The sequence below is a fragment of the Thioalkalivibrio sp. ALJ2 genome, assembly GCF_000378325.1.
In the GTDB taxonomy this organism is placed as follows: domain Bacteria; phylum Pseudomonadota; class Gammaproteobacteria; order Ectothiorhodospirales; family Ectothiorhodospiraceae; genus Thioalkalivibrio.
In genome coordinates, this window is the sequence record NZ_KB899554.1 from 21,325 (window position 1) to 46,822 (window position 25,498).

The following is a 25,498-nucleotide window of genomic DNA, read 5'->3' on the forward strand; positions in this document are numbered from 1 at the left end:
CAAGGAGCGCGCATGCGTCGGCTGGTCTCTTTCCTGATTCTGCTGTCGACCCTCGCCTGGGCCGGCCCGGCCCTGGCGCAACTCCCCGCCGAGGTCGACGGCCAGCCCCTGCCCTCTCTGGCCCCGATGCTGGAGCGCACCATCCCCGGGGTCGTCAATATCGCCACCCGCGCCCGCGTGGTGGAATCCGTCAATCCGCTGTTCGACGACCCGTTCTTCCGCCGTTTCTTCGACCTGCCCGAGCGCCAGCGCGAACGCGAACGTCAGGGACTCGGCTCGGGCGTGATTGTGGATGCGACCGAAGGCACCATCCTGACCAACAGCCATGTCATCGCGCGCGCGGACGAGATCCTGGTGACCCTGTACGACGGGCGCCAGTACGAGGCCGAGGTGGTTGGTACCGACCCGGCAACCGACGTCGCCGTGATCCGCATCGACGCGGAAAACCTGCGCGCGATCCCACTGGCGGATTCCGATGCCCTGCGCGTCGGCGACTTTGTCGTCGCGATCGGCAACCCGTTCGGCCTCGGCCAGACGGTGACCAGCGGCATCGTCTCCGCGCTGGGGCGCAGCGGACTCGGCGGCTCCGGGTTCGAGGACTTCATCCAGACCGATGCCTCCATCAACCCGGGCAACTCGGGCGGCGCGCTGGTGAACCTGCGCGGGGAACTGGTCGGCATCAACACCGCCATCCTGGCGCGCGGCGGCGGCAACATCGGCATCGGGTTCGCGATCCCGACCAACATGGCGCGCCAGATCCAGGATCTGCTGGTCGCCGAGGGCCGCGTCGAGCGCGGCGCACTGGGCGTCGGCATCCAGGACCTGACGCCGGCGCTGGCGCAGGCCTTCGATCTCGACGTTACCCAGGGCGCGGTCATTACCGACGTACAACCGGACTCCGCCGCGAGCCGTGCCGGGATCGAGGCCGGCGACGTGGTGCTGACCATCGACGGAAAAGCCGTGCGCAATGCCGCGGACCTGCGCAACCGCCTGGGTCTGCTGCGGGTGGGGAGCGAGGTGGAGATGCTGGTCCTGCGCGACGGGCGCGAGCGCACCCTGACCACGCGCCTGGAACGCCCCGAGATCCGCCAGGCCGAGGGCGCTGCGATCCATCCACGGCTGGAGGGCGTGCGCCTGGCGGAACACACACCGCCCGGTGCCAGTCGCAGCCGTGTCGTCATCATCGACGTGGAGGCGGGCACCCCGGGCGCCCGAGCGGGGATTCGCCCCGGCGACGTGCTGCTGGCGGTCAACCGCCAGCGCGTCGAGCACCTGTCCGATCTGCCGCGCCAGCTATCGCCGCACCAGGCACTGGAGCTGCAGCTTCGCCGCGGCAATCAGACGCTCTATCTGACGTTGCGCTAAAGCGCAGCTTTGGCAGGGGCTTCGCCTGCAGGCAGGCTCCCACAAGGGCTCTTCCAGCGCGCCGCCCCCAATGTCGTCATCCCGGAAAGCGCGCAGCGGTTATCCGGGGTCTCGGGGCCTGATATCAGCCTTGTGCAGGAGATCGCGGCTCTCCGCTTCGCTGCGGCCGGGATGACCGGGCCTGGCAGACTGCACCTCGAGCCGGGAAGGATCAGAAGCCGGGGGTGTTTTTCTCGACCCAGCGGTCGCTGCCGTCGGCGAGGCGTTCGCGCTTCCAGAACGGGGCCTCGTGTTTGAGGCGTTCCAGGATGTCGGAGCAGGCATCGCGCGCGGCGACCCGGTGCGCGGACCAGGTGGCCACCAGCACCAGGGCATCGCCCGGCCGCACGTCCCCTACACGATGCGCGACCAGACAGCCCAGCAGCGGCCAGCGCGACTCGGCCTCGGCGACGATGCGCTCCAGTTCGCGCTCGGTCATGCCGGGATAGTGCTCCAGGAACAGCCCGGTCACAGTGTCGTCTTCGTTGAAGTCACGCATGCGCCCGACAAACACGCTGGCCGCCCCGCGCGCTTCGGCCGGGATAGCCCGCTCTGCACGGGCCACCAGCGCCCAGGGGTCGAAGTCTTCGCTGTAGAGCTCGACCGCCACCTCAGCCCCCGGTCACCGGCGGGAAATAGGCGACCTCGTCACCATCGCGCACAACCGTATCCAGTGCAGCCTGTTCCTGGTTGACCGCCACCATCAGGCGTTCCGGCGGGGCATCGCCATGCAGATGCCGCCAGAGATCCCCCACCGAGATCGATTCGGTGGGCAGCTCGGCCTGCTCGTCGGCGCGCCCCATTTCCTCGCGCAGGCGTGCAAAGTAGTGAACAGTTACGGTCATGCGGGCCCCTGTCATCACGGGTTCAAGTCAAGCATTATAGCGACGATGAACGATTTCACTCACTTCGATGCCGAAGGCCATGCGCACATGGTCGATGTCGGCGACAAGTCGATCACCCACCGGGTGGCGATTGCCGAAGGCCGCATCCACATGCAGCCGGAGACCCTGCAGCGTATCCGCGAAGGCCGCCATGCCAAGGGGGACGTTCTGGGGATCGCTCGTGTCGCGGGTATCATGGGAGCGAAGCGTACCGGTGACCTGATCCCGCTGTGCCACCCAATCGGTCTGACGCGGGTGGCCCTGGAACTGGATATCGAGAGTACCGCCGTCCGTGTGCAAGCGACCTGCGAGGTCCACGCCAGGACGGGCGTGGAGATGGAGGCCCTGACTGCGGTCTCCACCGCGCTGCTGACGGTGTATGACATGTGCAAGGCCGTGGACCGCGGCATGGTGATCGATGGCGTGCGCCTGCTGGAGAAGCGTGGCGGCCGCAGCGGCACCTGGCGTGCGGACACGACGCAAGGAGAACCCCGATGAAATGGATCAAGCGCCTGCTGGCCCTGATCGCGATCCTGTTGCTGCTGGCCGTGATTGTCGCCGTTTACCTGGTCGCGACCTTCGACGCCAACGACTACAAGGAGCGCATCGAGGCTGAAGTCCGCGATGCCACCGGTCGCGAACTGACCCTGGAAGGCCCGATCGGCCTAACCTTCTTCCCCAACCTCGGCCTGCGCCTGGAAGAGGTTCGCTTCGGCAATGCCGAGGGCTTTGGCGACGATCCCTTCGCCGAGCTGGATGTCGTCGATGTCTCCGTGGCGGTGATGCCGCTGCTTCGGCGCGAGCTGGACGTGCGACACATCGAGGGGGATGGCGTGCGCCTGAACCTGGCGCGCGACGAAGACGGGCGCACCAACTGGGACGACCTGACCGAGCGTGCCGAGGATGCCCGCGACGAGGCCGTCACCGGCGACAACGGCGAGGAACGCACCGCCACCGAATCGCGTCTGGCCATGGAGCGCATCGGCATCGCCGGTGTAACCCTGACCAACACCCGGGTGCACTGGGACGACCGCATGACCGGACTGCAGGCCACGCTGGATCCCTTCCGCCTCGAGGTCGGTCGCTTCCGCCCCGGGGTGGAAACACCACTGGAGATGGAGGCCGTGGTCAACGCCGAGGGCGGTGACCTGGACGAGCCGGTCGAATTCGCGATGAACCTAGAGGGCCTGATGAATCTGGACCTCTTGAGCAATCGCTATTCCATCCGCCGCCTGAACGCGAACTTTGGCGTAGAAGGCGCCGGACTGCCGCGCCCGATCGGCGTCTCGCTGGAAACCGACGTCGCGCTGGAAATCGCTGACGAGACCAAGATGCGCTTTGAGCGCGTAACCGTTGGCGTGGGTGATGTGCGCCTGACGGGCTTCACCGAGCTGACCGGGCTGGGCGCCGGCGAAGAGCTGGCCGTGCGCAGCGAACTGCGCAGCAACACCTTCTCGGTGCCGGACCTGATGGAAGATATCGGTCTCGAACCGCCCAAAACCAATGACCCGGACGCCCTCAAGCGTGTGGCGCTGGACCTCTCGGCCCGCGGCAGCCTGACGTCACTGGAGCTGAGCCCGTTCCTGGTGACCATCGACGATACGCGGCTGACCGGCAACGCCCGGTGGGACACCAGTGGCGAGCGTCCGCTGTTCGACTTCGACCTGAGCGGCAACGAGCTGAACCTCGATCGCTACCTGCCACCCGAAGTGGAACAGGCCCGCACCGAGGGCGGCCCCTCCAATGGCGAACGCGACGACGATGACGACATCGCCATCGAGCTTCCGGTGGAGCTGCTGCGCGGGATCGACGTACGCGGCGAGATGGCGCTGGAGCGCCTGGACGCTCTGGGTATGGTGATGCGCAACATCCAGCTGGAGATCCGCGCCAACGAAGGCGACTGGCGCATCGACCCGCTGGAAGCGCAAGCCTACGAAGGCCAGCTGACCAGCCGCGTGCGCGTCGACGTACGCGAAGACACCCCGCGCTACGAACTCGCGGCCGACCTGGCCGACCTGGACATCGGCGCCCTGCTGGAAGACATGCAGGGCGATGACGCGCGGCTCATGGGCATCGGCGATCTGGAACTCGATATCGCCACTCGCGGAAACACCGTCAACGCGCTGCGCAGCGCACTGAACGGCTCCGGCTCCATGCAGTTCTCCGACGGTGCCGTTCGTGGCATCAACGTCGCCCAGGTGATCCGCCGAGCGGAGGCGCGCCTGCGCGGTGAACGGCTGGAAGAAGACGAACCCAACCAGACCGACTTCAGCGACCTGACCGGCACCTTCGACATTCGCGATGGCGTCGTGCACAACGACGACCTGGTGGCCAACTCCCCGCTCCTGCGCGTGCGTGGCGAGGGCAGCGCCGATCTTACCGATGACACCCTCGACTACCTCGTCAACACCACCATCGTGGGCACCCTCGAGGGCCAGGGCGGACGCTCCCTGGAAGACCTGAGCGGCATCCGCCTGCCGATCCGCATCTCGGGCACCTTTGGCGACCCCAGCTTTCGCCTCGACCTGGAAGACATCCTGCGCGAGCGCTTCGAGGACGATGTCCGCGACCGCCTGGGCGAAGAAGAAGAGCGCCTGCGCGATCGCCTGATGCAGCGCCTCGACGGCGATCGCAGTGACGACGCCGAAGGCGAGACGGAAGAGTCCGGCGAACGCGATCTTCGACGCGAGCTGGAACGCGGCCTGCGCGAGCGCCTGCGGTAATCGTGCCGGCGAACTCGGCATTCAAGCGGCCGGCCTTCGAGGCCGGCCGCTTCATTTCGACACCCCCGCAATGACACCCTTTGCCGAACGGCTGCTTGCCTGGTTCGCCCGGCACGGCCGCAGCGACCTCCCCTGGCAGCACCCTCGCACGCCCTATCGCGTCTGGGTCTCCGAGATCATGCTGCAGCAAACACGCGTGGAAACGGTGACCCCGTACTTCCTGCGCTTCATGGAGCACTTCCCCGACGTCGAATCCCTCGCGGCCGCCGACCAGGACACGGTCCTGCATCTGTGGTCCGGCCTCGGCTACTACGCCCGCGCCCGCAACCTGCATCGCGCCGCACAGCACATCGTGAGCGAGCATGGCGGAGACTTTCCGGATACGCGCGAGGCCCTGGAACAGCTCCCCGGCATCGGCCGCTCCACGGCGGCCGCGATCATCGCCCAGGCCCACGACCGGCCGGAGCCCATCCTGGACGGTAACGCCAAGCGCGTCCTCGCCCGCCACGCGGCCATCGAAGGCTGGCCCGGCAGCCCGAGCGTCCAGCGCGAACTGTGGGCCGAGGCGGAGGCACGCACCCCGACCACCCGCTGCGCCGACTACACCCAGGCCATCATGGACCTGGGCGCCCTCCTGTGTACGCGCACGCGCCCGGACTGCCCGCAGTGCCCCGTAGCCGGCGACTGCCAGGCCCTGGCGCAAGACCGGACCGGAGAGCTGCCCGCGCCGCGCCCACGCAAGGACCTGCCCACGCGCATTCGCCACGCCGCCCATCTGCAGACCGTGCAGGGCAGCCTGCTGGTACAACGCGCGGCACAAGGCATCTGGGGCGGGCTGTACAGCCTCCCCGAGGCCGCCGCGGCGCCCGAGCTCGACGAGTGGGTGCGCAGCCAGTGGCCGCAGGCCGAGGCACACGACACCACCGGGTTGCGCCACACCTTCAGTCACTACCACCTCGATCTGCGCATCCACTGCTACCGGCTCCCGCCGAACGCGTGTGGGATCATGGAAGGCGACAGGGCGATTTGGTATAAACCCGGCACATCACGGGCGGTCGGCATCCCGGCTCCCATCCAGCGTTATCTGCACGAACACAAGGATTCCGGCAATGGCACGAACCGTTAACTGCGTGAAACTCGGGAAAGAGGCCGATGGGCTCGATTTTCCGCCCTACCCCGGCGAGATGGGCAAGAAGATCTACCTGAACGTGTCCAAAGAGGCCTGGCAGGCCTGGCTCGGCCACCAGACCATGCTGATCAACGAATACCGCCTGACCCCGGTCGACCCCAAGGCGCGCAAGTTCCTGGAAGAGGAAATGGAAAAGTTCCTGTTCGGCGATGGCTCGGAAAAGCCGGAAGGCTTCGTCGACCCGAACCAGTCCTGATTCCCGGCGGTTCGGCGGCGATTGCTTGACGTAGCCGCCACGGACCGCTTTAATACCGCCCTTCGCCCGAAGGGCGAATCCCTCCGAGAAATGGCCGGGTAGCTCAGTCGGTAGAGCAGGGGATTGAAAATCCCCGTGTCGGCGGTTCGATTCCGTCCCCGGCCACCATTATCTCTCCTGTGGCACCATCCTTCCCATGAGCGTTCGCCGTATCCTGCGCATGGGGCACCCCGACCTGCGTCGCGTCTGCGACCCGGTACCCGACTCGGACTTTGACAGCCCCGGGCTGCACGCCCTGGTGGACGACCTTGTCGATACCATGCACGCCAGCGAAGGCCTCGGCCTGGCTGCCGCCCAGGTCGGCGTTCCACAGCGCGTCGCCGTGATCGAGATCCAGCCGGGCAATACCCGCTACCCCGTCGCCATACCCACCGGTCGCCTCGTTCTGGTCAACCCGACCGTGACCGTCCTGGACTCAACACCGCAATGCTACTGGGAAGGCTGCTTGTCGGTCCCCGGCCTGCGCGGGGAAGTCGCCCGCCCTCGCCGCATCGCCGTGGATTACTACGAGCCCGACGGCACGCCCCGCCACCTGGAACCCGAAGGCTTCCTCGCCACCGTCTTCCAGCACGAGATCGACCACCTCGACGGCACCCTGTTCATCAACCGCGTCACCGACACCACCCGCCTCGCCTTCCTCGACGAATACCGCGAGTTCTACGCGGAGCACTAGGGCTCATGGCCCGTGGAGGCGCGGCCAGGCGTTGCGCACCACCTCCGCCCCCAGCGCATCCAGCACCGGGTGGGCCGCCAGGCCGAGCAGGCCATCGGTCAGGGGATTCTCGTCGCCGCAGCGCACGTCCAGTTGCAGATGCGTGCCGCGCGCGCTCGGAGTCAGCCGGTAACAGCCCTCGCAGGACAAGCCGGCCAGCGCGCGCCAGCCGAGCAGACGCGGCGGGACCGCGACCAGCACCTCCACATCAAAGACCAGCGGCACCCCGGCCACCCGCACACGCCAGCGGTAGCGCTCGGACCTGACGCGGGTGATGGACTCGATGGCCTCGCTGTAGGCGGCGAACGCCTCCACCCGGGCCATCAACTCGAACACCGCCTCCGGAGCAGCGTCGATCTCCATCTCGTGGTGGATCACCGCCATCGCCCACCGCTCCAGGTTGCAGGGTCGCCGCCGGTCGGACCGGCGGCCCAGGCCCGATCAGTCGTGCACGATGATGCGGGAGCCCGCGGCGTCGATATCCACGCGGGAGCTGGAGTAGGCGCAGGCCTTCGCGAGGTCATCCAGCCCCGCCATGTTGTCTACGCTGCGCATCGTGAGCCTCCTGCGCGATTCCGCGAGGTTGCATCGGATTCCGTCGGGCCGTTCTCGCCCCCTGTCCTTTGACGCTAGACCCCGTTCCCGAGGCGGTCAAAGGTGACCCCGGAAGCGATGGGGAAGGGGCTATGCCGTATTTCATCAACGGCATGGTGGATTGCTTCGGGGAGGGACAGCGCAGGGCCAAAGGCAAGGTCTGACCCCGGCGATCACGGGAACAGCCCTGTTTCTAGGCGCCCACGCTGGTAGGATCCTGAGCAGGAGTACAGGAATGCGCTTGATGAGAGCCGGACATTATTCTTGTCCCAGAATGCTCTCTGGATAACACGGAGAAGGGGCCACTTCATTGGACGAAGATACCGCTAAGTACTTTAGCAAGCGTCAGGTCGAGAAGCTCAAGGACCGCTTCAGGAAAGAACTCCGGGCTGCGCGCTCGCCCCAGCAGGCCCGCGAAGAGATTCAGGAACTGATCGAGGATCTTCTCGAGGTCGACAAGGAGTTAGCCTGGCGGCTCGCTGAGGACATCGAACAAATGGTTCTGGCTGACATGGCCGCGATCCGGGAACGCGATGTCCCAGTCATCGAAGCCCGCGGGCGCACGCGCTGGTATGCCGGCCCGCAACCGGATGACCTGTTCTGGCCGAGTCTTGAACGTCACCTCCTCGAGGACAAGCACTGGAGCGCGGACTCGGTCCAGTCGATCGACGAGCATTCCTCGTCCATCGTCGCGAGGCTCGCACCGCCGGAATCACCGGAAAAGTTCTCGGCCCGCGGGCTCGTCGTCGGCTATGTGCAATCCGGCAAGACGGCCAACATGACCGCAGTGATTGCCAAGGCCCTGGATTCGGGCTACCGCCTTGTGATTATTCTGGCCGGAGTCACGGATGCCTTGCGTACCCAGACCCAGGAGCGGATGGAGGAGGATCTGGTTGCCGCCCACCCGGAACTCTGGGATCACCTGACTACCTGGGAGCAGGATTTCGATGCCGGGACGCGCCAGAACTTGGTGGAACCTAGGAAAGGCGGCATCCTTGCCGTCGTCAAGAAGAACACCCACGTTCTTGCGAGGTTGAGGGATTTTCTCGAGCAGACCGCGCTCTCGACACGCATGAAGCTGCCGGCCCTGGTGATCGATGACGAGACCGACCAGGCGAGCCCTGATGTCGCCAAGAAGACAGACGAAGACCCCACCACCATCAACAGGCGCATCCGGGAGATCCTCAGGCGTCTGCCCAAGTGCTCCTATGTCGGGTATACCGCGACGCCTTTTGCGAACGTCCTGATCAACCCGGGGGCGGAAGGGAACGAAGAATACGACCGCGACCTGTACCCGCGAGATTTTATTGTGTCGATTCCCGCGCCCGCGGATTACTTCGGTGCGGAGCGATTGTTCGGGCGTGACCTGCTGTCAGCCGATGATCCCGGGCCTTCCGGTGACGGTGTTGACGTTATCCGGACGATCCGCGAAGAAGACATCGAGACCATCCAGGGACTCGAAAAGGGAGAGGCGGGTCCTGACCAAGGGTTGCCCTCGTCGTTGCAGGAAGCACTCCTGTGGTTCGTGCTGGCGACGGCGGCGAGAACGGCGCGCGGTGATGAGGTGCATTCAACGATGCTGCTGCACACCAGTCGCCTTACCGAAGCCCACCAGAACCTCGAGCTGACGGTCCGGAGTTTCCTTGCCCAATTTCGCGATACTCCGGCAGCGGCCCGGCACAAGATGCTCAAGGACATCTGGGAGCGCGAGTATCCGCTCCAGCCGGCAACTGCGTTCGGCAGGGAACCGCTGGCCACCGACACCGTCCTGGAGCAAACGGACAAGGTCCTGGCGCGCACGCTGGTGGCTCAGGACAACTACGTGAGTGAAACGCGTCTTGAGTTTCCCAGGGACGGAGAACCTGTATGGGCGGTCATCATCGGGGGTGACCGGCTCGCCCGAGGAGTGACCTTGCCGGGTCTGGTCGTCAGTTATTTCGGGCGCAATGCCCGACAGTACGACACCCTGATGCAGATGGGGCGCTGGTTCGGTTATCGACACGGCTACGAGGAATTGCCGCGGATCTGGATGACTGCTGCAACGATGTCAAGTTTCCGTGAGCTGGCGACGATCGAGGCCGAATTGAGGGAGGAGATTTCCTATTACCGGGATGGCTCCATACGCCCGATAGACTGGGGTGTCCGCATTCGGAAAGTTCCCGGCATGCTGGTTACCCGGCGGCCCGCAATGCAGCACACGAAGGAAGCTGCATTGTCGTATTCCGGTGAGCACCTGCAGACTATCCGCTTCTACCACAGGGACACAGCCTGGCTGCAGCGGAACTGGCAGGCTGGTGGCCGCCTTCTGACACGGGCGGTGGAAGATCCGAGTGTGCATACCGAGCATCGGCAGAATGCGTTCCTAGTGCGGAACGTACCGGTGGACGCGATTCTCGAGTTCCTGCGTAACTACCAGACCTGTCGGGAACAGGTTCGCACCAACACCAAGGCACTGCGGGAGTACATCGAGAAGTACGAGTCCGCCGAACTGAGGCGCTGGAATGTGGCGGTAATGATGCCCGCCAGCGCGAAACCGGGAAGCCTGGCCCTTGGGCCGGTTGATCCGCTAAGGCTCGTCAACCGTGCTGCGCTCCAGAAGTCCCTTGAGCATTGCACCGACATCAAGGCGTTGATGTCTCGCATGGACATCCTGGTGGATACGGCCGGGCCCGTTCCCGAGAGGCGGGATTGGCCAGCGCTCAAGGATCATCGAGCGAAGGAGTACGGCGGGGAGCCGCCTCCTCTGCTGTTGCTGTATCCCATCGACAAGGATTCCGAACCGCGGGACACGCAGTCGACCACGCGCCAGTCGCTGGGTGCGGCGCACGACGTTCTCGGAATGGGGGTTGTGTTCCCGGAAGATCCAAGAGGTTTCAGCGGACACTACATCACAGTCTCCCTCGACGAGGTTGTGGCCGACGAGGAGGATGATCCGGATGGAGCGTGAGACGGACGAACAGCTCGCGCCGCCCGAGATCCTCTGGTTCTGGGAAAGCCTCGCCCGGCGTGTCGGAGAAAGCGACGATGGCTGGCTCGAGCCGAAGGGGTGTGGCCTGGGCGATCGTTTCATGCTGGCCCTTGGCGAGGCGGGGGCGCCGGCGGTGATGGTCGCCATCGAGCCTGACGAAAAGGGCTCCGATGGTCTCTCGGGAAGGAACGTGGAAATTGTCACGCGCACGGTGTCGACTGGTGGCCGCCGTCAGCGTGTCATCCGTCTGACCTGCCGGGAACCACGGCTGCGGCAGGTGTTCGCGGAACTGGTCGCCAGTATTCATCGGCGGATGTGCCAGGGGCGTTCCGGACAATCTGCCGTGCGGGACGCGGTAATGGATTTCCGGCGCCTGTTGGACGGTGGCGCTGGCGAGGCCATCAGCCGCGAAATCGCCGCAGGGCTGGCGGGCGAACTGATGCTCTTGCGGGACCTGGTGAAGCTGGACGCGGGGGGCTGGAGCGCATGGGAGGGCCCCCTTGGGGGTGAACACGACTTCCATCGCAATGGGCGCTCGTTCGAAGTGAAGACCTCCACGCGGCGCGCAGCAACCACGGTAGAGATCCACGGCATCCGTCAGCTCGACCCCCCGCCCAATGGGCTTCACCTCGTTCATCAGACGCTTGTCCCCGACCCCGAGGGCGAGATCTCCGTGCCGGCCCTCGTCGAGGCGCTGCATCAGGAAGTTTCGGATCCGGCGTCACTTTCGGAACGCCTGCTGGCGGTCGACTACTCGAATCTGTCGGCCAGCCGCTGGGAGGCCCATCGCTTCAGTGCCGGCCCGCGGCGATTCTTCGAAGTCGATTCCGACTTTCCCCGACTGACACCCGATCGGCTTGCCCGCGGCGCACTCGATCCCGGTATTGATTCCATCACGTTCTCCCTTCGCCTCGATGCAGTGGTGAAGTGGGAAGTTCCGCGCGACGAAAGCGACAAGATTCTCCGGGGATTCGTGCATGCATAACCTTCGTGTCGTCCGCTCCAGCGAGCCTTACAGCGATTACGGCAACTTGTCGGGCGAGGGCGCGAGACGGTTGCTAGGAACGCCGGCAACTGAACCGCTCCTGACCGCAATACGCGAAAGCGTGCAGAACAGCTGGGATGCCCACCTTCCGAACACCAGGCCGACTTACCTTCTCAGACTTCGAACCCTGTCGCCCGAAGAGTACCGGTTTCTACGGGAGGTGGTTTTCCGCGACCTGTCGCCTGACCCCGGGTCACCTCTTCGGGGTCTATTCCGGAGAAATGAGATTCGAGTTGCCGAAATTTGTGACTTCGGGACCCACGGACTGACCGGCAAGACACGCCCTTCGGAAGTGACCGAGGAAGAGGACTCCAGATTTGTCCGCTTCCTGAGAAACATCGGTGCACCGAGAAGGGAGGGCAGCCACTCCGGTGGAACTTATGGTTACGGAAAGTCTTCGCTCTTTTCCCTAGGCTCCTGCCAGACCGTTGTGGTCGACAGCCTGACTCAGGAGGAGGACGGCACGAGCGAGCGGCGCTTTATGGCCAGCCGGATGGGCGAAGAATTTTATGACCCGGAGACCGGCCGCAGCTTTACAGGCCGACACTGGTGGGGAGCGGGTGCTCCCGCCGGCGGCGCGGTGGACCCTGTCAGAAACGAGGAAGCCACCCGCCTTGCGGACGGGCTGGGGATGCCCGACCGCAAGGGGCGCAGTGGTACATCAGTGATGATCCTCGACCCGACACTGGAAGTGGAATGGGACGATCACGAGGGTCTTGCCGAACACGTCCAGAAGGCGTTCCTGTGGTTCTTCTGGCCGAAGATGGTGCCGTGGCCCGGCCAGCCCCTGAGCCCCATGGAATTTGCTCTAGAAGTGGAGGGTCAGCCATGCGAAATTCCCTCGGTCGAGTCGACGCCGCCCTTTCACCTCTATGCAGAGGCCCTTCAACAGGTTCGGTCGGCGCCGAACGGGGACACCAGAGAAGTTCGAAGCAGGCGACCGAAAGCGCACTTGGGCTGGATGGGATATCAGCGCGGCCTTCACGAGGAACGGACCTTCGACAGTGATCGGGATGTGGGCATTTCCATCCCGGATGTCAGCCGCCATGTGGCCTTGATGCGACCTGCCGAACTGGTCGTGAAGTATCTCGAAGGAACGCCGCTGCCCAACAACCGCCTCGAATGGGCTGGCGTGTTTGTGTGCAGTAACGACGAGGAGATCGAGCAGGCGTTCGCGGCCTCGGAGCCGCCGACCCATGATGACTGGAATCCCAGGTCATTGCCGAAATCTCCGAAGCGAACCTATGTCAACGTCGCATTGACCCGTATCAAGGAGCTGATGGATGAGCTGAACCCCGAGCGGCGCGACCCTTCCGGTGGCGCATCGGAAGGACTGGCCCCAGCCGCCGACATGCTCGGAGGCGCTCTTCTCTCGGGGGACGGCGATCGCGCACTGCCTCGCCATCGCCCAAAGGGCGGCCACAACAAGCCGCGGGCATTGAAACTGTCAGGGCTGAAGCTGGAGAAGCTGGCAGCGGAGGGGCAGAAGACGGTCGCCACCTTCCGGTTCCAGGTCGTGGGGCGTGCGGGAACCAGCGTCGTCCTGTCCGCGGACCCCGCCATCGTGACGGAAGGGAGCGGCGAGTTGCTCGGTATTGCTCCGGATGGCGACAAGCCGGAAATCCGGGGATGGAATCTGTCAGGTGAGAACCATTCGCCATCCGAGTCTCTGGAAGTTTGCCTGCCCGAAGACTCAACCGAAGGAGAGCTTCGGGTGACTGTTCCGGTCGGCGTGGCTGTACGGCCCCGTCTAGCGGTCCGGGAGGCAGCAGATGAGTGAGGTCTTCGCATTTCCATTCCTGCGACCCAGTGTATCCCGCATTGAAGCTGGGCCCTGGATGGGGCCGGACACCGATGGTGCGTGCGTGCTTCCGGAACTGCTCCCGGACTGGGATTATTCGGTCAGTCTCGGTCTACAACGCACGCTGGAACTTGACCTAGAGGGTTTGTGGAGTGACACAGGACTCGGACCGTCCTCGAGTCTTCTGTTGCATGTATATGCCGCGACCGGGGAGCTCAAGCTGCGAAAGTGCATATTTGAACGGGCACTCAGGGATTGCTCCGGGAGCGTACAGCTAGACATTGGGCCCCTGGCGCTCGAAGGGGCCGAGCTGCAGGGCTACATCGACCTTGTGACAGTCCTTTCGGTCGAACGCGCAGAGCGTATCGAGCGGCTTGCGCCGATGGCTCCGGGCAGCCGATTGTGGGAAGACGAGTTCAGGTGCCGGCTCGAAGGAGGAGGCGGCAGGCTGCCGATGGAGGCCAGAGACTTTTCCGAAGTTTCAGCACAGTACGCCTTGGCGCCGTGGTACTTCCGGCTCGAGGAAAGCCGACTCGACGACCGGTTTGAAGCGGCGTTTCAGGTAATCCTTAACACCAAGCGGCAGGATGTTCTCGACGCAGTTTCGCGCAAGGACACCCTTATGATGCCCATCCTGCAAGGTGACCTCGTCCGCCACATTTTGGCCCGCCTGCTCCACAGTGAGGAATTCACCCTGCGCGCCGAGGATTACCCAAACGGCAGCATTGGTGCCGTTGCTGCCGCGTGGCTCGATGCGGCATTCCCCGACCAGACAGCGGGGCAAATCCGGGACATGTTCGAGCAGCGTCCTGCAGATTTCGAAGCAATAGTGTTCACCGTGTTTGGAGGGCAGCATGACGGTTGAGCTGTTCCCCAGACTTGACGGCTTTGCCGCCGATGCATTGTGGAACGAGGTCGCCCGGCTCTGTGGTCCGGTCGAGTTCGAGGATGTGCGCCATCCATCCGCCACATTTACGGCCACTGGCGGGACAAGGTGCAACTTCGACAAGCTGCGTCGCATCCGGAATGATCTTGTCCGGCTCGCCCGTGAACATGGATTTCCGGATACGCGCGGTGACGAAGAGGTCCGTCAGTTTGATTTTCGCGCCGCCCGCTATCTGGCTGAGGACGCTGGGATCCCCGCCTGCGAGGCATGTCGCAAGGGAGTCTGGGCGTACTTCACTCTGGTCTTGATGCCGGATCTGACCGATTGGCGATTCCCAGGACGAAAGCGCGAACGCTGGGCGGGCGGTATCCGTAATACATTTGGGGTCCTGTGGCGGCGTGGTTATCTAATCGGGGCCGACCACAATGATGGTCGCGGGCCAGGCTGGAACAGCCTCGAGCCACTCACACAAGATGCCCTTGTGCAAATCATTGAGCGCCCGGATCTTTCTGCCAGCCCAAGAACTGCACGGACGATCGCATCAGTCTGGAAGCGGATACGGCAGGAAAACCCCGGTGTTCCGATGGAAGCCCTGACTCGCGATGCCATTCGCAACCTCACTGCGTATCGAGTAACGCAGGACATCGACGGGCTTGGGGACAACGAGCTTCTAGGAAGAGTCAGCGCGGTATTTAACTCGGCCCTGAGAAATTTCTCTCGTCCGGGGTGACCGCGGCCTGCCCGGCCGTATTTAGACAGCGACTTCGGCACTTTGGTCATCGGCCAGGGCCGTGCCACGCCCCTTCTCTTGCTCGTGAGCGACAAGCACTCCCTTCACGAGCAGCGCAATCTGTCGAGCGAGCCAGGGCGGTACGGCATTACCGACCTGATGATATTGCTCAGTACGATTGCCCTCGAAGAAGTAGTTGTCGGGAAACGTCTGGATGCGGGCGGCTTCGCGTACCGTAAGGGATCGGCACTGTTCCGGGTCGTGGTGAATGTAGTAATGCCCGTCCTTCGAGATGTGGCTTGTTATCGTCTTCGCCGGCTCGTCTCGCAACTGGACACGGAAGCGGTCCGCAAATTTTCCACTCATCCAGTTTGCGTGGTTGGGAGCCAGACTCGGCAAGGAGAAGTCTCCAGCGCCGGAAGGAGAACGGCCGTACTCCCTGGCGAATGTCGCTGCGTAGACGTATCGACCCAGGTCACTGGGCATATGGGAGCGGGCCTCGTGATTGAGTACGCTCTCCAGCCTGTTGTCGTTCCACCACTGCTCGAGTGCTTCGTGTTCCGGGAGCCGGCAGCTCGCTACCTTCGGACATCTCAGGCCACCACGGGACCAGCTTTGCCTGTCCCGTATCTCGCGACTCGTACGCTCGAGGCTGGACGCAATATCGCTCTGACCGTGACTCCGCGCGTCACGGGCGAGCTGGCTGATCTGATCTCGGACAGCGTCTAGCCAGGCTTCCTGGCTGTCATCCCGAGACAGCCCGCTTCGAAGCGGCGGAAGATCGGCCAGGGCCTGACTGAGGGAGATCTTCTGGCGAGTTTCCAGCACCCCGGGGGCAGCTTCTATGTCTTCCCGAACGCCGACTAGGAAGACCCGGTGCCGGGTCTGTGGAATACCGTAATCTTCGGAGCGGACCAGAAACTCGTGGCCTCGAAGGCAAGCGGGCGAGTCACCCCGCCTGAAGACGACCTCGGGATCAACGAGAGAGTGGATGCGATAACCCGGGCCGCTGCTGCCCCGCCCGAGGGCTTCGTCGGGATCCACCAGGTCTTCCAGAATTCGGTGAAAGATTCGTTCGCCACCGACCCTGGAGGTAAGAATCCCCTTCACGTTCTCCATTACAAAGACGGCCGGGCGATAGTGCTGGATCAGCTTGAGGTATTCACGATAAAGAAAATGCCTCTTGTCTTCCTCGGGCACGTACCCGGCGATACCGCGATTCCGGGCACGGCCGACAAGCGAGTACGCCTGGCACGGAGGACCACCGATCAGGACGCCATTCGCGCCGTCGAACCCTCGTTCATCGAGCTTGCCAGCGAACCACCTGTCATCGTCCGGGTCGCCGAGCGTGACACACAGCGCTTCGTGGCTGGCCTCTTCCCATACATCTCGGGTTCTGTCCGAATAAGGGACGGAGGTGTGTCCCTGAACGTACCGGTAATAGTCGTCCAGGGAGCTTCCGCCTTCCTCGAGAAGTCGCTTGAATGCCCGGAGCCTCAGTGTCTTGTGAGCAGGAACCGAACATTCCGCGGACACCTCTATGCGAAAGAAGTCGCTGAGTGAGGCAAACCCTTCACCCAGCCCGCCAGGACCCGCAAAGAGATCAACTACCGGTATGCGCTGGTTCACTAACCTGTCCTTGAGGCCGAGAGTTGCCCCTGAGGAGCAGAGACCGGGATCATGTGCGAATGGTTGACGTAGTGGACAAAGCCACCCGTTCCCGGATGATGTCCGGGATTCGGTCTGGCAACACGCAGCCCGAAATGAGGGTCCGACGCTTCCTTCACTCCCGAGGGTTTCGCTATCGGCTGCACGTTTCGGCACTCCCCGGAAAACCGGACCTGGTACTCAAAAAGCACAACCTTGCTGTCTTTGTACATGGCTGTTTCTGGCATCGACATCAGGGTTGCCGGCTCTGTACTACCCCCGCCACCAATCAAGACCGCTGGCAGGCGAAATTTGCAGCCAACATCAGGCGAGACCGCCGCAACCGGGAGACGCTTCTCGCTTCAGGCTGGCGCGTTCTCACGATCTGGGAGTGTGGACTCAAGGGACCGCAACCCAAAGACTCTGATCTGGCTTGGCTCCCCGGATGGATCAAGGGCGCCCAGCAGCAATATGAATGGCCTCACCCAAAGTAGCCAGCCAAGCCCTGCGCGGCATGGTACCAGGTTCGACCCAGCCTTTCCCATACAGTCCCGATGGAAACCGGATTTCATGCCGCTGGAATCATCGAGCTATCGCGAGCCCGCGAGGCCAACCGCCCGCTCGCCCAACGGACGCCGACACTCTTCCGCCCGTCACTGAGGCGGCAGCGCACCCGGCTACCAGCGCTTACTCAAGCGCGATGAATTGATGGGAGACGAGGCATGAGGGATGTACTCTCTCGCCCCCCCGAAAGGCTCGTAACCGAAACCGCCGCACGGTCCTGTAACGGGAGAGGCTGCCCGCTTGCGGACGGCCGCCTCAACGGAGGATCAGGGGGCGCTGTAGGCGTGGGCGGTGGTTTCCGGCATGGGCAGGGGGTGGAGGCGGACGGCCAGTGGGGGTGCGGCTGCGGTGGTCATGCGGCGTTCCCAGGTGAGGGCGTGGCGGACGATGAGGTCCAGGTCGTCGTACTCGGGTGACCAGGCCAGCAGGTCGCGGATGCGGGACGCGTCTGCGGTCAGGGCTGGCGGATCGCCGGCACGGCGGGGACCATGGATCACGGGGAATCGGTAACCGCTGATGCGCTGCACGGACTCGAGGACCTGCAACACGCTGTAGCCGTGGCCATAGCCGCAGTTGAGGGCCTGCGAGGGGCCGCCCGCCACCAGGTAGTCCATCGCGCGCAGGTGGGCGGCGGCGAGATCCTCGACGTGGATGTAGTCCCTTACGCAGGTGCCATCGGCGGTTGGGTAATCGGTCCCGAAGACGGTGATGTTTTCGCGCTCGCCCAGGGCGGCCTGGCAGGCGACCTTGATCAGGTGGGTCGCGTTGGGAGTGGCCTGGCCCAGCGTCCCGTCAGGGGCCGCGCCGGCCACGTTGAAATAGCGCAGGCAGACGTAGCGCAGATCACTCGCCTGACCGAAGTCGGCGATCATCCGCTCGGACATGACCTTGGATGCGCCATAGGGGTTGATGGGCAGCAGCGGGCTGGTTTCGTCGACGGGGTTTTGTGCCGGGATACCGTACACCGCGGCGGTCGACGAAAAGACCAGGAAACGCACGCCTGTCGCCTGACACCCCTCCAGGAGGTTCAGGGTGTTACGGGTGTTGCTGCCGTAGTATCCGAGTGGATCGGCCAGCGACTCCGGGACGACGATCCTGGCGGCGAAGTGCAGGACGCCGTCGAACGCATATTCCCCGAGGACACTGTGCAGGCGCTGGCGGTCGGCCATGTCGCCAACGATCAGCGCGGCATGCCCAATGGCCCAGCGGTGCCCCGTGCTGAGATTGTCGTAGACGACGACATCGTGACCATCGGCCAGCAACTGGCGCACGACATGTGAACCAATATAGCCCGCTCCACCGGTTACCAGGATTTTCATCGCCAAACCTTCGCCTCGTCGTTGATCGAACGGCTGTACATAAATGAGTGGCGTGCCGGGCTATTCGGGCCCGTACTGCCAGCGATACCAGGCCATGCCCCAGTACTCGTGCAGCGCGAGCCAGCTGGCCCAGAGCGCACTGGCCTGTGGGCGGAAGGCCTCCAGGGACCAGCCGCTATCACGCGGCACAAAGGCACCGGTCGGGGCCGGGATAATCTCCAGGCCCGCGCGCTCGAATGACCAAGTGGCGCGCGGCATGTGATGGGCATGGCTCACGAGTGCCACGCGCTCGATCCCCTCTGCATGCAGCTGCTCGGCGGAGTGCCGGGCATTGCCCCAGGTGTCGCGCGCATTGGGTTCCCGCAGGATCGGGTGGACGCCATATTCCTTCAGTACCTCTGCCATGTAGTCGGCTTCTGGAACTCGCTCCTCGGGGCCCCCGCCCGAAACCATCACGGGCAGCCCGGTGCGGTGGTGCAGGTACGCCGCGTAACGCAGGCGCACCAGTGCCAGGTCGTGGACGGTCTCGCCCGAGAACTCCTCGGCTCCACTGCGATACCCGGCCCCCAGCACCACAATCGCTTGTGCGTCCGCCAGCTGGTTGTCGTCCGGCGGCGCAAAACCCTCCTGTAAGGGCTTCATGAGGGCGTAACTAAATACAGGAGTAGACAAGGAATAGCTCAATAGAAGGCCGATTACCAACAGCAATTTTCCAACATTTGTTCGGTAAATAACCCACCCGACAATGGCAAGTATGAGAGGACCGGAAGGAGGCAGAAGAAGCCAATTGGCTAGCAGACGCAGAGGGATGGGGTCCAACGTTTTTCCCCGGTAGTAGACGCAAAATCAAGGACCCTATTTTGGGCCCACCAACGGGATTTGAAAGGACCAAATAAACCGAACGGAAAACACCCCATCGTCAGTCTAAAGACTGATGGTCTGGGCCGGGTGCCACGTCTAACATCGATTATCCAGGGGAATAGCCAATACTAACTAAGTGCTTGCTATTGCCCGCACCGTTTCGAGGCTAAACGGAGACGGGTCCGGGCACGATCAGGGCCGGGTCCGGGTTTCGCCGGACAATGAAGTCGGCGGTGTCAAATTGGACTGACTCAAGGAAGCGGAAGCGTTTCCTTACACGCCCAAAGGGGAGACAAGCGATGACCGTCAAGACCAGCCCACAAAGTGCTTTTATTGTTCTCATTTTGTCCCTGGCATTCGTCCTGGTGACGACCAGCGCCTGCACCACCACGCCCTATCCGGATGCCCCCTCGACCGTGGAAAAAACGGTGGTGGACCAGTACATCATCGGTCCCGGAGACACGCTGAATATCGCGGTTCGCAACAACCCGGATCTGTCCACCGCAGTGGCGGTGCGGCCGGATGGCCAGATCACCACGCCGCTGGTGGAAGACGTGCAGGCCAGCGGCAGAACCCCCAGTGAGCTGGCGCGGGACATGGAAGACAAGCTCTCCGACTTCCTCCGCGACCCGATCGTGACGGTGATGGTGACCAGTTTTGCTGGCCCCTATGCCCGCCAGGTGCGCGTGATCGGCCAGGCGGCCGAGCCTCAGGCGCTGCAGTACCGCGAAGAGATGACCGTAATGGATGTGATGATCGCGGTCGGCGGGATTACCGATTTCGCGGCCGGCAACCGCGCCGTGCTGGTGCGCAACGAAAACGGCGAACGCCAGCAGTACCGCGTCCGCCTGAACGACCTGATCTACGGGGGCGACATCTCGGCCAACGTGGACATGTTGCCGGGCGACATCCTGATCATCCCGGAACGCCGCTTCTGACCGGTGCGGGCACGGCAAGGCCTCTTGCCGCGCCCGCAGGTTACAAGCCGAGCGGACAACCCGGTTTCGGGAAAGAAACAGGCATCGATCGCCTCCCCGGCTCTGGGGGAGGTGACCGGGGGGCATCTTGAGCATGCGCATACTTGGACATTACGTATCGCGACGGATCCTGGCGCTGGTGGGGCTGGAGCTGGTTGCGATCTACATCGCGCTCTACCTGACGCTCGCCCTGTTCGCCCTGTCGCTGGGCCCGGTCGCCCCCTGGATGCCGGAACTCCTGATCGCCGTGGCGGTGGTGCTGTTCGCGGTGATGCTGGTGGGGCTTTACGAGCAGGAGTGCCTGGCAAGGTTCAGCCTGCGATCCGCTGTGGTGCGCCTGGGCGGGGCTCTGGTCCTGGCGGGTGGCGCGCTGGCGATCTACGGGTTGCTCACGGCCAGCAGCGTACTGACACCGACGATCGTGGGCAGTGGCGCGGTGATCCTGCTGGCAAGCCTGACGGCCGAGCGCAGCCTCTTTCGCGGGCTGTCGGAGACCGATGCCTTCAAGCGGCGCATCCTGGTCCTGGGCACGGGCAGCCGTGCGCGCTCACTGGAGGTACGCCATGCCGGACCCGACGGGGGCGATGCCACCTATCAGGTCGTCGGCTATGTGGCGACCGAGCGCGAGACCGATCGGCTGGTGGACCAGCAACGACTCCGGGTGCTGGACGACAAGACCAGCCTGCTGGATGTGGCGCGCTCGCTGCGGGTGGAGGAAATCGTGGTGGGCATGCGCGAGCGCCGCGAGAACCTGCCGATCAACCAGCTGCTGGAATGCAAGCTCAACGGCATCCGCATCACGGACCTGTCGACTTTCTTCGAGCGCGAGGACCGCCAGCTCCAGCTGGACGGGATCAACACCAGCTGGCTGGTGTTTGGCGGGGGCTTCCGCCAGCACCGCGCACGCGCCCTGGTCAAGCGCAGCTTCGATCTGCTGGCGAGCACGGCCCTGCTGGTGGCGACCCTGCCGGTAATGCTGCTGACCGCGATCGCCATCAAGCTCGACAGCCCGGGGCCGGTGCTCTACTGGCAGACCCGGGTCGGCCAGGGCAACACGCCGTTCGAGATCTGCAAGTTCCGCAGCATGCGCATGGATGCCGAAGGGGACGGCGTGGCCCGCTGGGCCAGCGGTGACGACGACCGCATCACGCGCGTGGGCCGGGTAATCCGCAAGCTACGCATCGACGAGCTGCCGCAGATCATCAACGTGTTTCAGGGGCGCATGTCGTTCGTGGGGCCGCGCCCGGAGCGCCCGGTGTTCGTGGAGCAGCTCAGCGAGCAGATCCCGTATTTCCTCGCGCGCCACAGCATCCGCCCCGGTATCACCGGGTGGGCGCAGGTGCGCTACGCCTACGGCGCATCGGTCGAGGATGCCCGGCAGAAGCTCCAGTACGACCTGTACTACGTCAAGAACCACAGCCTGTTCATGGATCTGATGATCCTGTTCGAGACGGTCCGCGTCGTCCTGTTTGGCCGCGGGGCCCGCTGAGCCATGAATCTCGCCGCGCCCAGCTATCTCCTGGCCGCCCTCGCCTTTCTCGTCCTGGTGGTGCTGGCCCTGTGGACCTGGCGGCAGCGCCCGGGGAGCCTGTGGGTCGCGGGCGCGGCGCTGCTGTCGGTGATCTGGGCGCTGCACATGGCGCTCGTGGCGCACGAGATCGGCGAGGCACCGGTCTCCGGCGGGGCCTTCGAGGTGCTGCGCAACGCCGGGTGGTTCGCGGTCCTGTTCGCCCTGCTCGCCCGTCGCGGCGAGCCGAGCACGCGCCCACCCGCACCCTTGCGCACGGCGATGATCGTCACCGCCGCGCTGATGTTCGGCGTGTTCGCTGCCCTGGCACTGCCGCTCCCGATAACCTATGGCGCCTGGGTGGGCACTGCGATGCTGGGCATGGCGGTGCTGGGCCTGGTGCTGGTCGAGCAGGTCTTTCGCAATACGCCCCTGCAGCGGCGCTGGGAGATCAAGTTCTTGAGCCTGGGCCTCGGGGCGATGTTCGCCTTCGACCTCTTCCTGTTTGCCGATCTCGTACTGTTCGGGGCGATCAACAGCCCGGCCTGGCAGGCCCGCGGCCTGGTCAATGCGCTCATCGTGCCATTGCTCGCGATCTCGCTGGCCCGCCGGCCGCTGCAGGCCCGCGAGGCCCCGGTGGTCTCGCGCCACCTGCTGTTTCACACCGCGGCGCTGATCGGCGCCGGGCTTTATCTGTTCGCCATCGGGGCCGCCGGGTACTACCTGCGGCATGTCGGGGGCGATCTGGGTGCCTTCCTGCAGGTAGTGTTTCTGTTCGGCGCGGCGTTGCTGCTGGCCGTCATCGTCGCCTCGGGCAGTCTGCGGTCGCGTCTGCGCGTCTTCCTGGCCAAGCACTTCTTTCGCTACTCGTTCGATTACCGCCAGGAGTGGCTGCGGTTTACCGGAACGCTCTCGGCCGAGGATGACGAGATCCCGTTCCGCCAACGCGCCATCCAGGCGATCGGCGAACTGGTGGACAGCCCTGGGGGGCTGCTGTGGGTGCGCGACCGCAACGGCCCCTACGCCCTGGAGGGGGTACTGAACCTGGGCGATCCGAGTTATCCCCCGGAGGAGCCCGACGGGGCACTGGTGGAGTTCGTCGCGCGCACCGGCTGGGTGATCGACCTCAACGAATACCGCCGAGACCCCGAGCTGTATCAGGGCCTGCAACTGCCCGAATGGCTGGCGCAGAACACGCGCCTGTGGGTGGTGGTGCCGCTGCTCAAGGGCGAGCGTCTGCAGGGGTTCGTCGTGCTCGCCCAGCCCCGCGCGCCGCGCAAGATCGACTGGGAGGAACGCGACCTCCTGAAGACCGCCGGGCGCCAGCTCGCGGTGTATGTCGCGCTGGTGCAGACCGACGAGGCCCTGCTGGAGGCCCGCCAGTTCGAGGCCTTTCACCGACTGGCGGCGTTTCTGGTGCACGACCTCAAGAACGTCTCGGCCCAGCTGTCCCTGGTGTGCTCCAACGCGGAGCGTCACCTGTCCAACCCGGACTTTGTCCGCGATGCCCTGAACACGGTGAGCAATGCCCGCGACCGGCTGGAGCGGACCCTGGCCCAGTTGCGCCACGCCCAGGCCACGCCCGACACACCGAGCCGCATCATCCCGCTGGATCGGCTTCTCGCCGAGGTCTCCGAGGCCAGCAGCCACCGCTCGCCCCTGCCGCGGCTCGACCTGCGCGAACCCGCGGCCGTCATCGGGGACCAGGAGGGACTTAAAAATGTACTACTCAATCTTGTAAGAAATGCTCAAGAAGCTACGCCGGATGACGGCTCAATCAATCTCAATCTTTACACCGAAGGGGGTTGGGCTATTGTTCAAATTGAAGACACGGGGAGCGGTATGGAGCCGGCTTTTCTAAAAAATCGGCTCTTCAAGCCCTTTCAAACCACCAAGGGAAATGCAGGGATGGGGATTGGTTTATATGAGGCGCGGGATCGAGTTTTGCGCATGGGAGGACGCATCACCGTCGACAGCGAGGCCGGCGTCGGAACGATCTTTACCCTGAAGCTCCCCTTGCAGATGGCACCGGCCATGGCTGAACCGTCATGAAGGCCGCAGGTGATTGCGAGGGTTCCATGCTGAAGCTTCTCATCGTCGAAGACGATCAGGGTCTGCGCAACCAGCTGAGCTGGTGTTTTGAGGGATACGAGATCCTGGAGGCCGAGGACCGCGAAAGCGCCATGTCCAGGATGCGGCGCCATCAGCCGGAGCTGGTGACACTGGATCTGGGCCTTCCGCCAGACCCGGCCAATGCTTCCGAGGGCCTGGCCCTGCTGCAGGACATCCTGGCGATGGACCCGGAGACCAAGGTCATCGTTGTCACCGGGAATGACGATCGCGAGAACGCGCTCAAGGCCGTGGCCCTGGGCGCCTACGACTACTACATCAAGCCGGTCGAATCCGACCTGCTGCGGATGATCGTCGATCGCGCCGCCCACCTGTACGGCCTCGAGGCGGAGAACCGCAAGCTGGCGCGCAAGCCCGGGGCGTCCCTGAGCGGGGTCATCACCGCCGACCCGGGAATGCTGGATGTCTGCCGAGTAGTCGAGCGTGTCGCACCTTCGGACGCCACCGTGCTGCTGCTGGGCGAGAGTGGCACCGGGAAGGAGGTGCTGGCACGCGCGCTGCACGACCTGAGCGGGCGCGCGGATGAACGCTTCGTGGCGATCAACTGCGCGGCGATCCCGGAGAACCTGCTGGAAAGCGAACTGTTCGGGTACGAGAAAGGCGCCTTTACCGGGGCCACACGGCAGACCATCGGGCGCATCGAACACGCCAACAACGGGACCCTGTTCCTGGACGAGATTGGTGACCTGCCGCACAGCCTGCAGGCCAAGCTGCTGCGCTTTTTGCAGGAGCGCAAGATCGAACGCCTCGGCGGTCGCAGCGAGATCCCGGTCAACGTGCGCATCATCGGCGCCACGAACCAGGACCTGAAGGCGCTGATCCAGCAGGGCGAGTTCCGCGAAGACCTGTATTACCGCATCAGCGAGATCTCGGTCTCGATTCCTCCCCTGCGCGAGCGCAAGGGGGATGCAACGCTGATCGCGCACTACCTGCTCGACCGCTTCACCCAGGATCAGCGGCGGCCGCGCCGCGGCTTTACCCAGGACGCCACCCACGCGATCGAGTCCTATGACTGGCCGGGCAACGTGCGCGAGATGGAAAACCTGATCCGCCGCGCCGTGATCATGGCCGACAGCCAGTTGATTACCGCAAAGGACCTGGGCCTGGAGCCGCCCGAGGGCGAGGCCCCGGCGGTACGACTACGCGATATCCGCGACAGCGCAGAACACGAGGCCATCCTGAAGGCGATGGCCCGCAGCAAGAACAACATTGCCCAGGCCGCCGACCAGCTCGGAATCACACGGCCGACGCTCTACAGCCTGCTCGACAAATTTGGCCTGAGGTAAACCCGCCATGAAGAC

At 64.3% G+C, this 25,498-nt stretch carries 22 protein-coding genes and 1 tRNA gene; 17 read left to right on the forward strand and 6 right to left on the reverse strand.

Annotated features, from left to right (window positions below; translation table 11 throughout):
• Positions 1 to 12 precede the first annotated feature (12 nt).
• Complete coding sequence (locus tag F468_RS0100130; RefSeq protein ID WP_018649117.1) at positions 13 to 1,365, forward strand: DegQ family serine endoprotease; 1,353 nt, start codon at positions 13 to 15, stop codon at positions 1,363 to 1,365.
• 211 nt (positions 1,366 to 1,576) lie between these two features.
• On the opposite strand, the gene F468_RS0100135 is transcribed toward F468_RS0100130, so the two are convergent.
• Together F468_RS0100135 and moaD are read right to left on the reverse strand one after the other, a co-directional pair.
• Positions 1,577 to 2,014, reverse strand: a complete 438-nt coding sequence (locus tag F468_RS0100135) for a molybdenum cofactor biosynthesis protein MoaE (RefSeq protein ID WP_018994370.1) — start codon at positions 2,012 to 2,014, stop codon at positions 1,577 to 1,579.
• Position 2,015: 1 nt separating this feature from the next.
• Positions 2,016 to 2,249 carry a molybdopterin converting factor subunit 1 gene (moaD, locus tag F468_RS0100140; protein WP_018139470.1) on the reverse strand — a complete coding sequence of 78 codons (234 nt, stop codon included), beginning with the start codon at positions 2,247 to 2,249 and terminating at the stop codon, positions 2,016 to 2,018.
• Between the two features lie 45 nt (positions 2,250 to 2,294).
• Between moaD and moaC the strand changes: the two genes are divergently transcribed.
• From moaC to def, 6 genes are all read left to right on the forward strand, one after another.
• Positions 2,295 to 2,786 (forward strand): cyclic pyranopterin monophosphate synthase MoaC, encoded by a 492-nt coding sequence (gene moaC, locus F468_RS0100145; protein WP_018139471.1) that lies wholly within the window; start codon positions 2,295 to 2,297, stop codon positions 2,784 to 2,786.
• Positions 2,783 to 5,011, forward strand: coding sequence for an AsmA family protein (locus tag F468_RS0100150; protein WP_018139472.1), 2,229 nt, complete (start codon positions 2,783 to 2,785; stop codon positions 5,009 to 5,011). Before moaC ends, F468_RS0100150 begins: the two co-directional genes overlap by 4 nt.
• A gap of 70 nt (positions 5,012 to 5,081) precedes the next feature.
• A complete protein-coding gene (gene mutY, locus F468_RS0100155) occupies positions 5,082 to 6,137 on the forward strand; it encodes an A/G-specific adenine glycosylase (RefSeq protein WP_018994371.1) in 1,056 nt (351 codons plus the stop codon).
• Positions 6,121 to 6,396: an oxidative damage protection protein gene (locus F468_RS0100160; protein ID WP_012983847.1), complete on the forward strand. Its 276-nt coding sequence runs from the start codon at positions 6,121 to 6,123 to the stop codon at positions 6,394 to 6,396. Before mutY ends, F468_RS0100160 begins: the two co-directional genes overlap by 17 nt.
• 92 nt (positions 6,397 to 6,488) lie before the next feature.
• Positions 6,489 to 6,564: transfer RNA gene (locus tag F468_RS0100165), tRNA-Phe, on the forward strand.
• 28 nt (positions 6,565 to 6,592) lie between these two features.
• Positions 6,593 to 7,129 (forward strand): peptide deformylase, encoded by a 537-nt coding sequence (gene def, locus F468_RS0100170; protein ID WP_018994372.1) that lies wholly within the window; start codon positions 6,593 to 6,595, stop codon positions 7,127 to 7,129.
• A 3-nt stretch (positions 7,130 to 7,132) separates the two neighbouring features.
• Here def and F468_RS0100175 read toward each other — a convergent pair whose 3' ends face one another.
• On the reverse strand, positions 7,133 to 7,552 hold the full coding sequence (locus F468_RS0100175) for an SRPBCC family protein (protein ID WP_018994373.1): 420 nt from the start codon (positions 7,550 to 7,552) through the stop codon (positions 7,133 to 7,135).
• A gap of 520 nt (positions 7,553 to 8,072) precedes the next feature.
• Here F468_RS0100175 and F468_RS0100185 point away from each other — a divergent pair.
• The 5 genes from F468_RS0100185 to F468_RS13965 are packed head-to-tail and all read left to right on the forward strand — an operon-like array spanning position 8,073 to position 15,192.
• Positions 8,073 to 10,709 carry a Z1 domain-containing protein gene (locus F468_RS0100185; protein WP_018994375.1) on the forward strand — a complete coding sequence of 879 codons (2,637 nt, stop codon included), beginning with the start codon at positions 8,073 to 8,075 and terminating at the stop codon, positions 10,707 to 10,709.
• A complete protein-coding gene (locus tag F468_RS0100190) occupies positions 10,699 to 11,715 on the forward strand; it encodes a PD-(D/E)XK motif protein (RefSeq protein WP_018994376.1) in 1,017 nt (338 codons plus the stop codon). The genes F468_RS0100185 and F468_RS0100190 overlap by 11 nt, the downstream gene beginning before the upstream one ends.
• On the forward strand, positions 11,708 to 13,555 hold the full coding sequence (locus F468_RS0100195) for a hypothetical protein (RefSeq protein WP_231373163.1): 1,848 nt from the start codon (positions 11,708 to 11,710) through the stop codon (positions 13,553 to 13,555). Before F468_RS0100190 ends, F468_RS0100195 begins: the two co-directional genes overlap by 8 nt.
• A complete protein-coding gene (locus F468_RS0100200; RefSeq protein ID WP_018994378.1) occupies positions 13,548 to 14,441 on the forward strand; it encodes a hypothetical protein in 894 nt (297 codons plus the stop codon). The genes F468_RS0100195 and F468_RS0100200 overlap by 8 nt, the downstream gene beginning before the upstream one ends.
• Positions 14,431 to 15,192 carry a hypothetical protein gene (locus tag F468_RS13965; protein ID WP_081601277.1) on the forward strand — a complete coding sequence of 254 codons (762 nt, stop codon included), beginning with the start codon at positions 14,431 to 14,433 and terminating at the stop codon, positions 15,190 to 15,192. The genes F468_RS0100200 and F468_RS13965 overlap by 11 nt, the downstream gene beginning before the upstream one ends.
• A gap of 21 nt (positions 15,193 to 15,213) precedes the next feature.
• Here F468_RS13965 and F468_RS0100205 read toward each other — a convergent pair whose 3' ends face one another.
• Positions 15,214 to 16,821 carry a DNA cytosine methyltransferase gene (locus F468_RS0100205; protein ID WP_018994379.1) on the reverse strand — a complete coding sequence of 536 codons (1,608 nt, stop codon included), beginning with the start codon at positions 16,819 to 16,821 and terminating at the stop codon, positions 15,214 to 15,216.
• 59 nt (positions 16,822 to 16,880) lie between these two features.
• Here F468_RS0100205 and F468_RS13970 point away from each other — a divergent pair, with 59 nt between their 5' ends.
• Positions 16,881 to 17,333 carry a very short patch repair endonuclease gene (locus tag F468_RS13970; RefSeq protein WP_018994380.1) on the forward strand — a complete coding sequence of 151 codons (453 nt, stop codon included), beginning with the start codon at positions 16,881 to 16,883 and terminating at the stop codon, positions 17,331 to 17,333.
• 336 nt (positions 17,334 to 17,669) lie between these two features.
• Here F468_RS13970 and galE read toward each other — a convergent pair whose 3' ends face one another.
• Both galE and F468_RS0100215 read right to left on the reverse strand, forming a co-directional pair.
• A complete protein-coding gene (gene galE / locus F468_RS0100210; RefSeq protein ID WP_018994381.1) occupies positions 17,670 to 18,722 on the reverse strand; it encodes a UDP-glucose 4-epimerase GalE in 1,053 nt (350 codons plus the stop codon).
• Positions 18,723 to 18,782: 60 nt separating this feature from the next.
• Complete coding sequence (locus F468_RS0100215) at positions 18,783 to 19,364, reverse strand: ElyC/SanA/YdcF family protein (protein ID WP_018993292.1); 582 nt, start codon at positions 19,362 to 19,364, stop codon at positions 18,783 to 18,785.
• A 518-nt stretch (positions 19,365 to 19,882) separates the two neighbouring features.
• Between F468_RS0100215 and F468_RS0100220 the strand changes: the two genes are divergently transcribed.
• From F468_RS0100220 to prsR, 4 genes are all read left to right on the forward strand, one after another.
• Positions 19,883 to 20,521, forward strand: a complete 639-nt coding sequence (locus F468_RS0100220; RefSeq protein ID WP_012983857.1) for an XrtA/PEP-CTERM system exopolysaccharide export protein — start codon at positions 19,883 to 19,885, stop codon at positions 20,519 to 20,521.
• Positions 20,522 to 20,654: 133 nt separating this feature from the next.
• On the forward strand, positions 20,655 to 22,049 hold the full coding sequence (locus tag F468_RS0100225; protein WP_012983858.1) for a TIGR03013 family XrtA/PEP-CTERM system glycosyltransferase: 1,395 nt from the start codon (positions 20,655 to 20,657) through the stop codon (positions 22,047 to 22,049).
• Positions 22,050 to 22,052: 3 nt separating this feature from the next.
• Positions 22,053 to 24,119 (forward strand): XrtA/PEP-CTERM system histidine kinase PrsK, encoded by a 2,067-nt coding sequence (gene prsK / locus F468_RS0100230; protein WP_018174993.1) that lies wholly within the window; start codon positions 22,053 to 22,055, stop codon positions 24,117 to 24,119.
• Positions 24,120 to 24,145: 26 nt separating this feature from the next.
• Entirely contained in the window at positions 24,146 to 25,483 is a 1,338-nt protein-coding gene (gene prsR, locus F468_RS0100235; RefSeq protein WP_018174994.1) for a PEP-CTERM-box response regulator transcription factor, read from the forward strand.
• Positions 25,484 to 25,498 lie beyond the last annotated feature (15 nt).

Bases quoted from the DNA above. Each gene is read 5' to 3' on its own strand.
- F468_RS0100195 (WP_231373163.1), top strand. From the start codon at position 11,708: ATGCATAACCTTCGTGTCGTCCGCTCCAGCGAGCCTTACAGCGATTAC.
- F468_RS0100200 (WP_018994378.1), top strand. From the start codon at position 13,548: ATGAGTGAGGTCTTCGCATTTCCATTCCTGCGACCCAGTGTATCCCGC.
- F468_RS13970 (WP_018994380.1), top strand. From the start codon at position 16,881: ATGGTTGACGTAGTGGACAAAGCCACCCGTTCCCGGATGATGTCCGGG.
- prsR (WP_018174994.1), top strand. From the start codon at position 24,146: ATGCTGAAGCTTCTCATCGTCGAAGACGATCAGGGTCTGCGCAACCAG.
- F468_RS0100160 (WP_012983847.1), top strand. From the start codon at position 6,121: ATGGCACGAACCGTTAACTGCGTGAAACTCGGGAAAGAGGCCGATGGG.
- F468_RS0100215 (WP_018993292.1), bottom strand. From the start codon at position 19,364: ATGAAGCCCTTACAGGAGGGTTTTGCGCCGCCGGACGACAACCAGCTG.
- F468_RS0100150 (WP_018139472.1), top strand. From the start codon at position 2,783: ATGAAATGGATCAAGCGCCTGCTGGCCCTGATCGCGATCCTGTTGCTG.
- mutY (WP_018994371.1), top strand. From the start codon at position 5,082: ATGACACCCTTTGCCGAACGGCTGCTTGCCTGGTTCGCCCGGCACGGC.
- moaD (WP_018139470.1), bottom strand. From the start codon at position 2,249: ATGACCGTAACTGTTCACTACTTTGCACGCCTGCGCGAGGAAATGGGG.
- moaC (WP_018139471.1), top strand. From the start codon at position 2,295: ATGAACGATTTCACTCACTTCGATGCCGAAGGCCATGCGCACATGGTC.
- def (WP_018994372.1), top strand. From the start codon at position 6,593: ATGAGCGTTCGCCGTATCCTGCGCATGGGGCACCCCGACCTGCGTCGC.
- F468_RS0100190 (WP_018994376.1), top strand. From the start codon at position 10,699: ATGGAGCGTGAGACGGACGAACAGCTCGCGCCGCCCGAGATCCTCTGG.
- F468_RS13965 (WP_081601277.1), top strand. From the start codon at position 14,431: ATGACGGTTGAGCTGTTCCCCAGACTTGACGGCTTTGCCGCCGATGCA.
- F468_RS0100130 (WP_018649117.1), top strand. From the start codon at position 13: ATGCGTCGGCTGGTCTCTTTCCTGATTCTGCTGTCGACCCTCGCCTGG.
- F468_RS0100175 (WP_018994373.1), bottom strand. From the start codon at position 7,552: ATGGCGGTGATCCACCACGAGATGGAGATCGACGCTGCTCCGGAGGCG.
- F468_RS0100220 (WP_012983857.1), top strand. From the start codon at position 19,883: ATGACCGTCAAGACCAGCCCACAAAGTGCTTTTATTGTTCTCATTTTG.
- F468_RS0100225 (WP_012983858.1), top strand. From the start codon at position 20,655: ATGCGCATACTTGGACATTACGTATCGCGACGGATCCTGGCGCTGGTG.
- prsK (WP_018174993.1), top strand. From the start codon at position 22,053: ATGAATCTCGCCGCGCCCAGCTATCTCCTGGCCGCCCTCGCCTTTCTC.
- galE (WP_018994381.1), bottom strand. From the start codon at position 18,722: ATGAAAATCCTGGTAACCGGTGGAGCGGGCTATATTGGTTCACATGTC.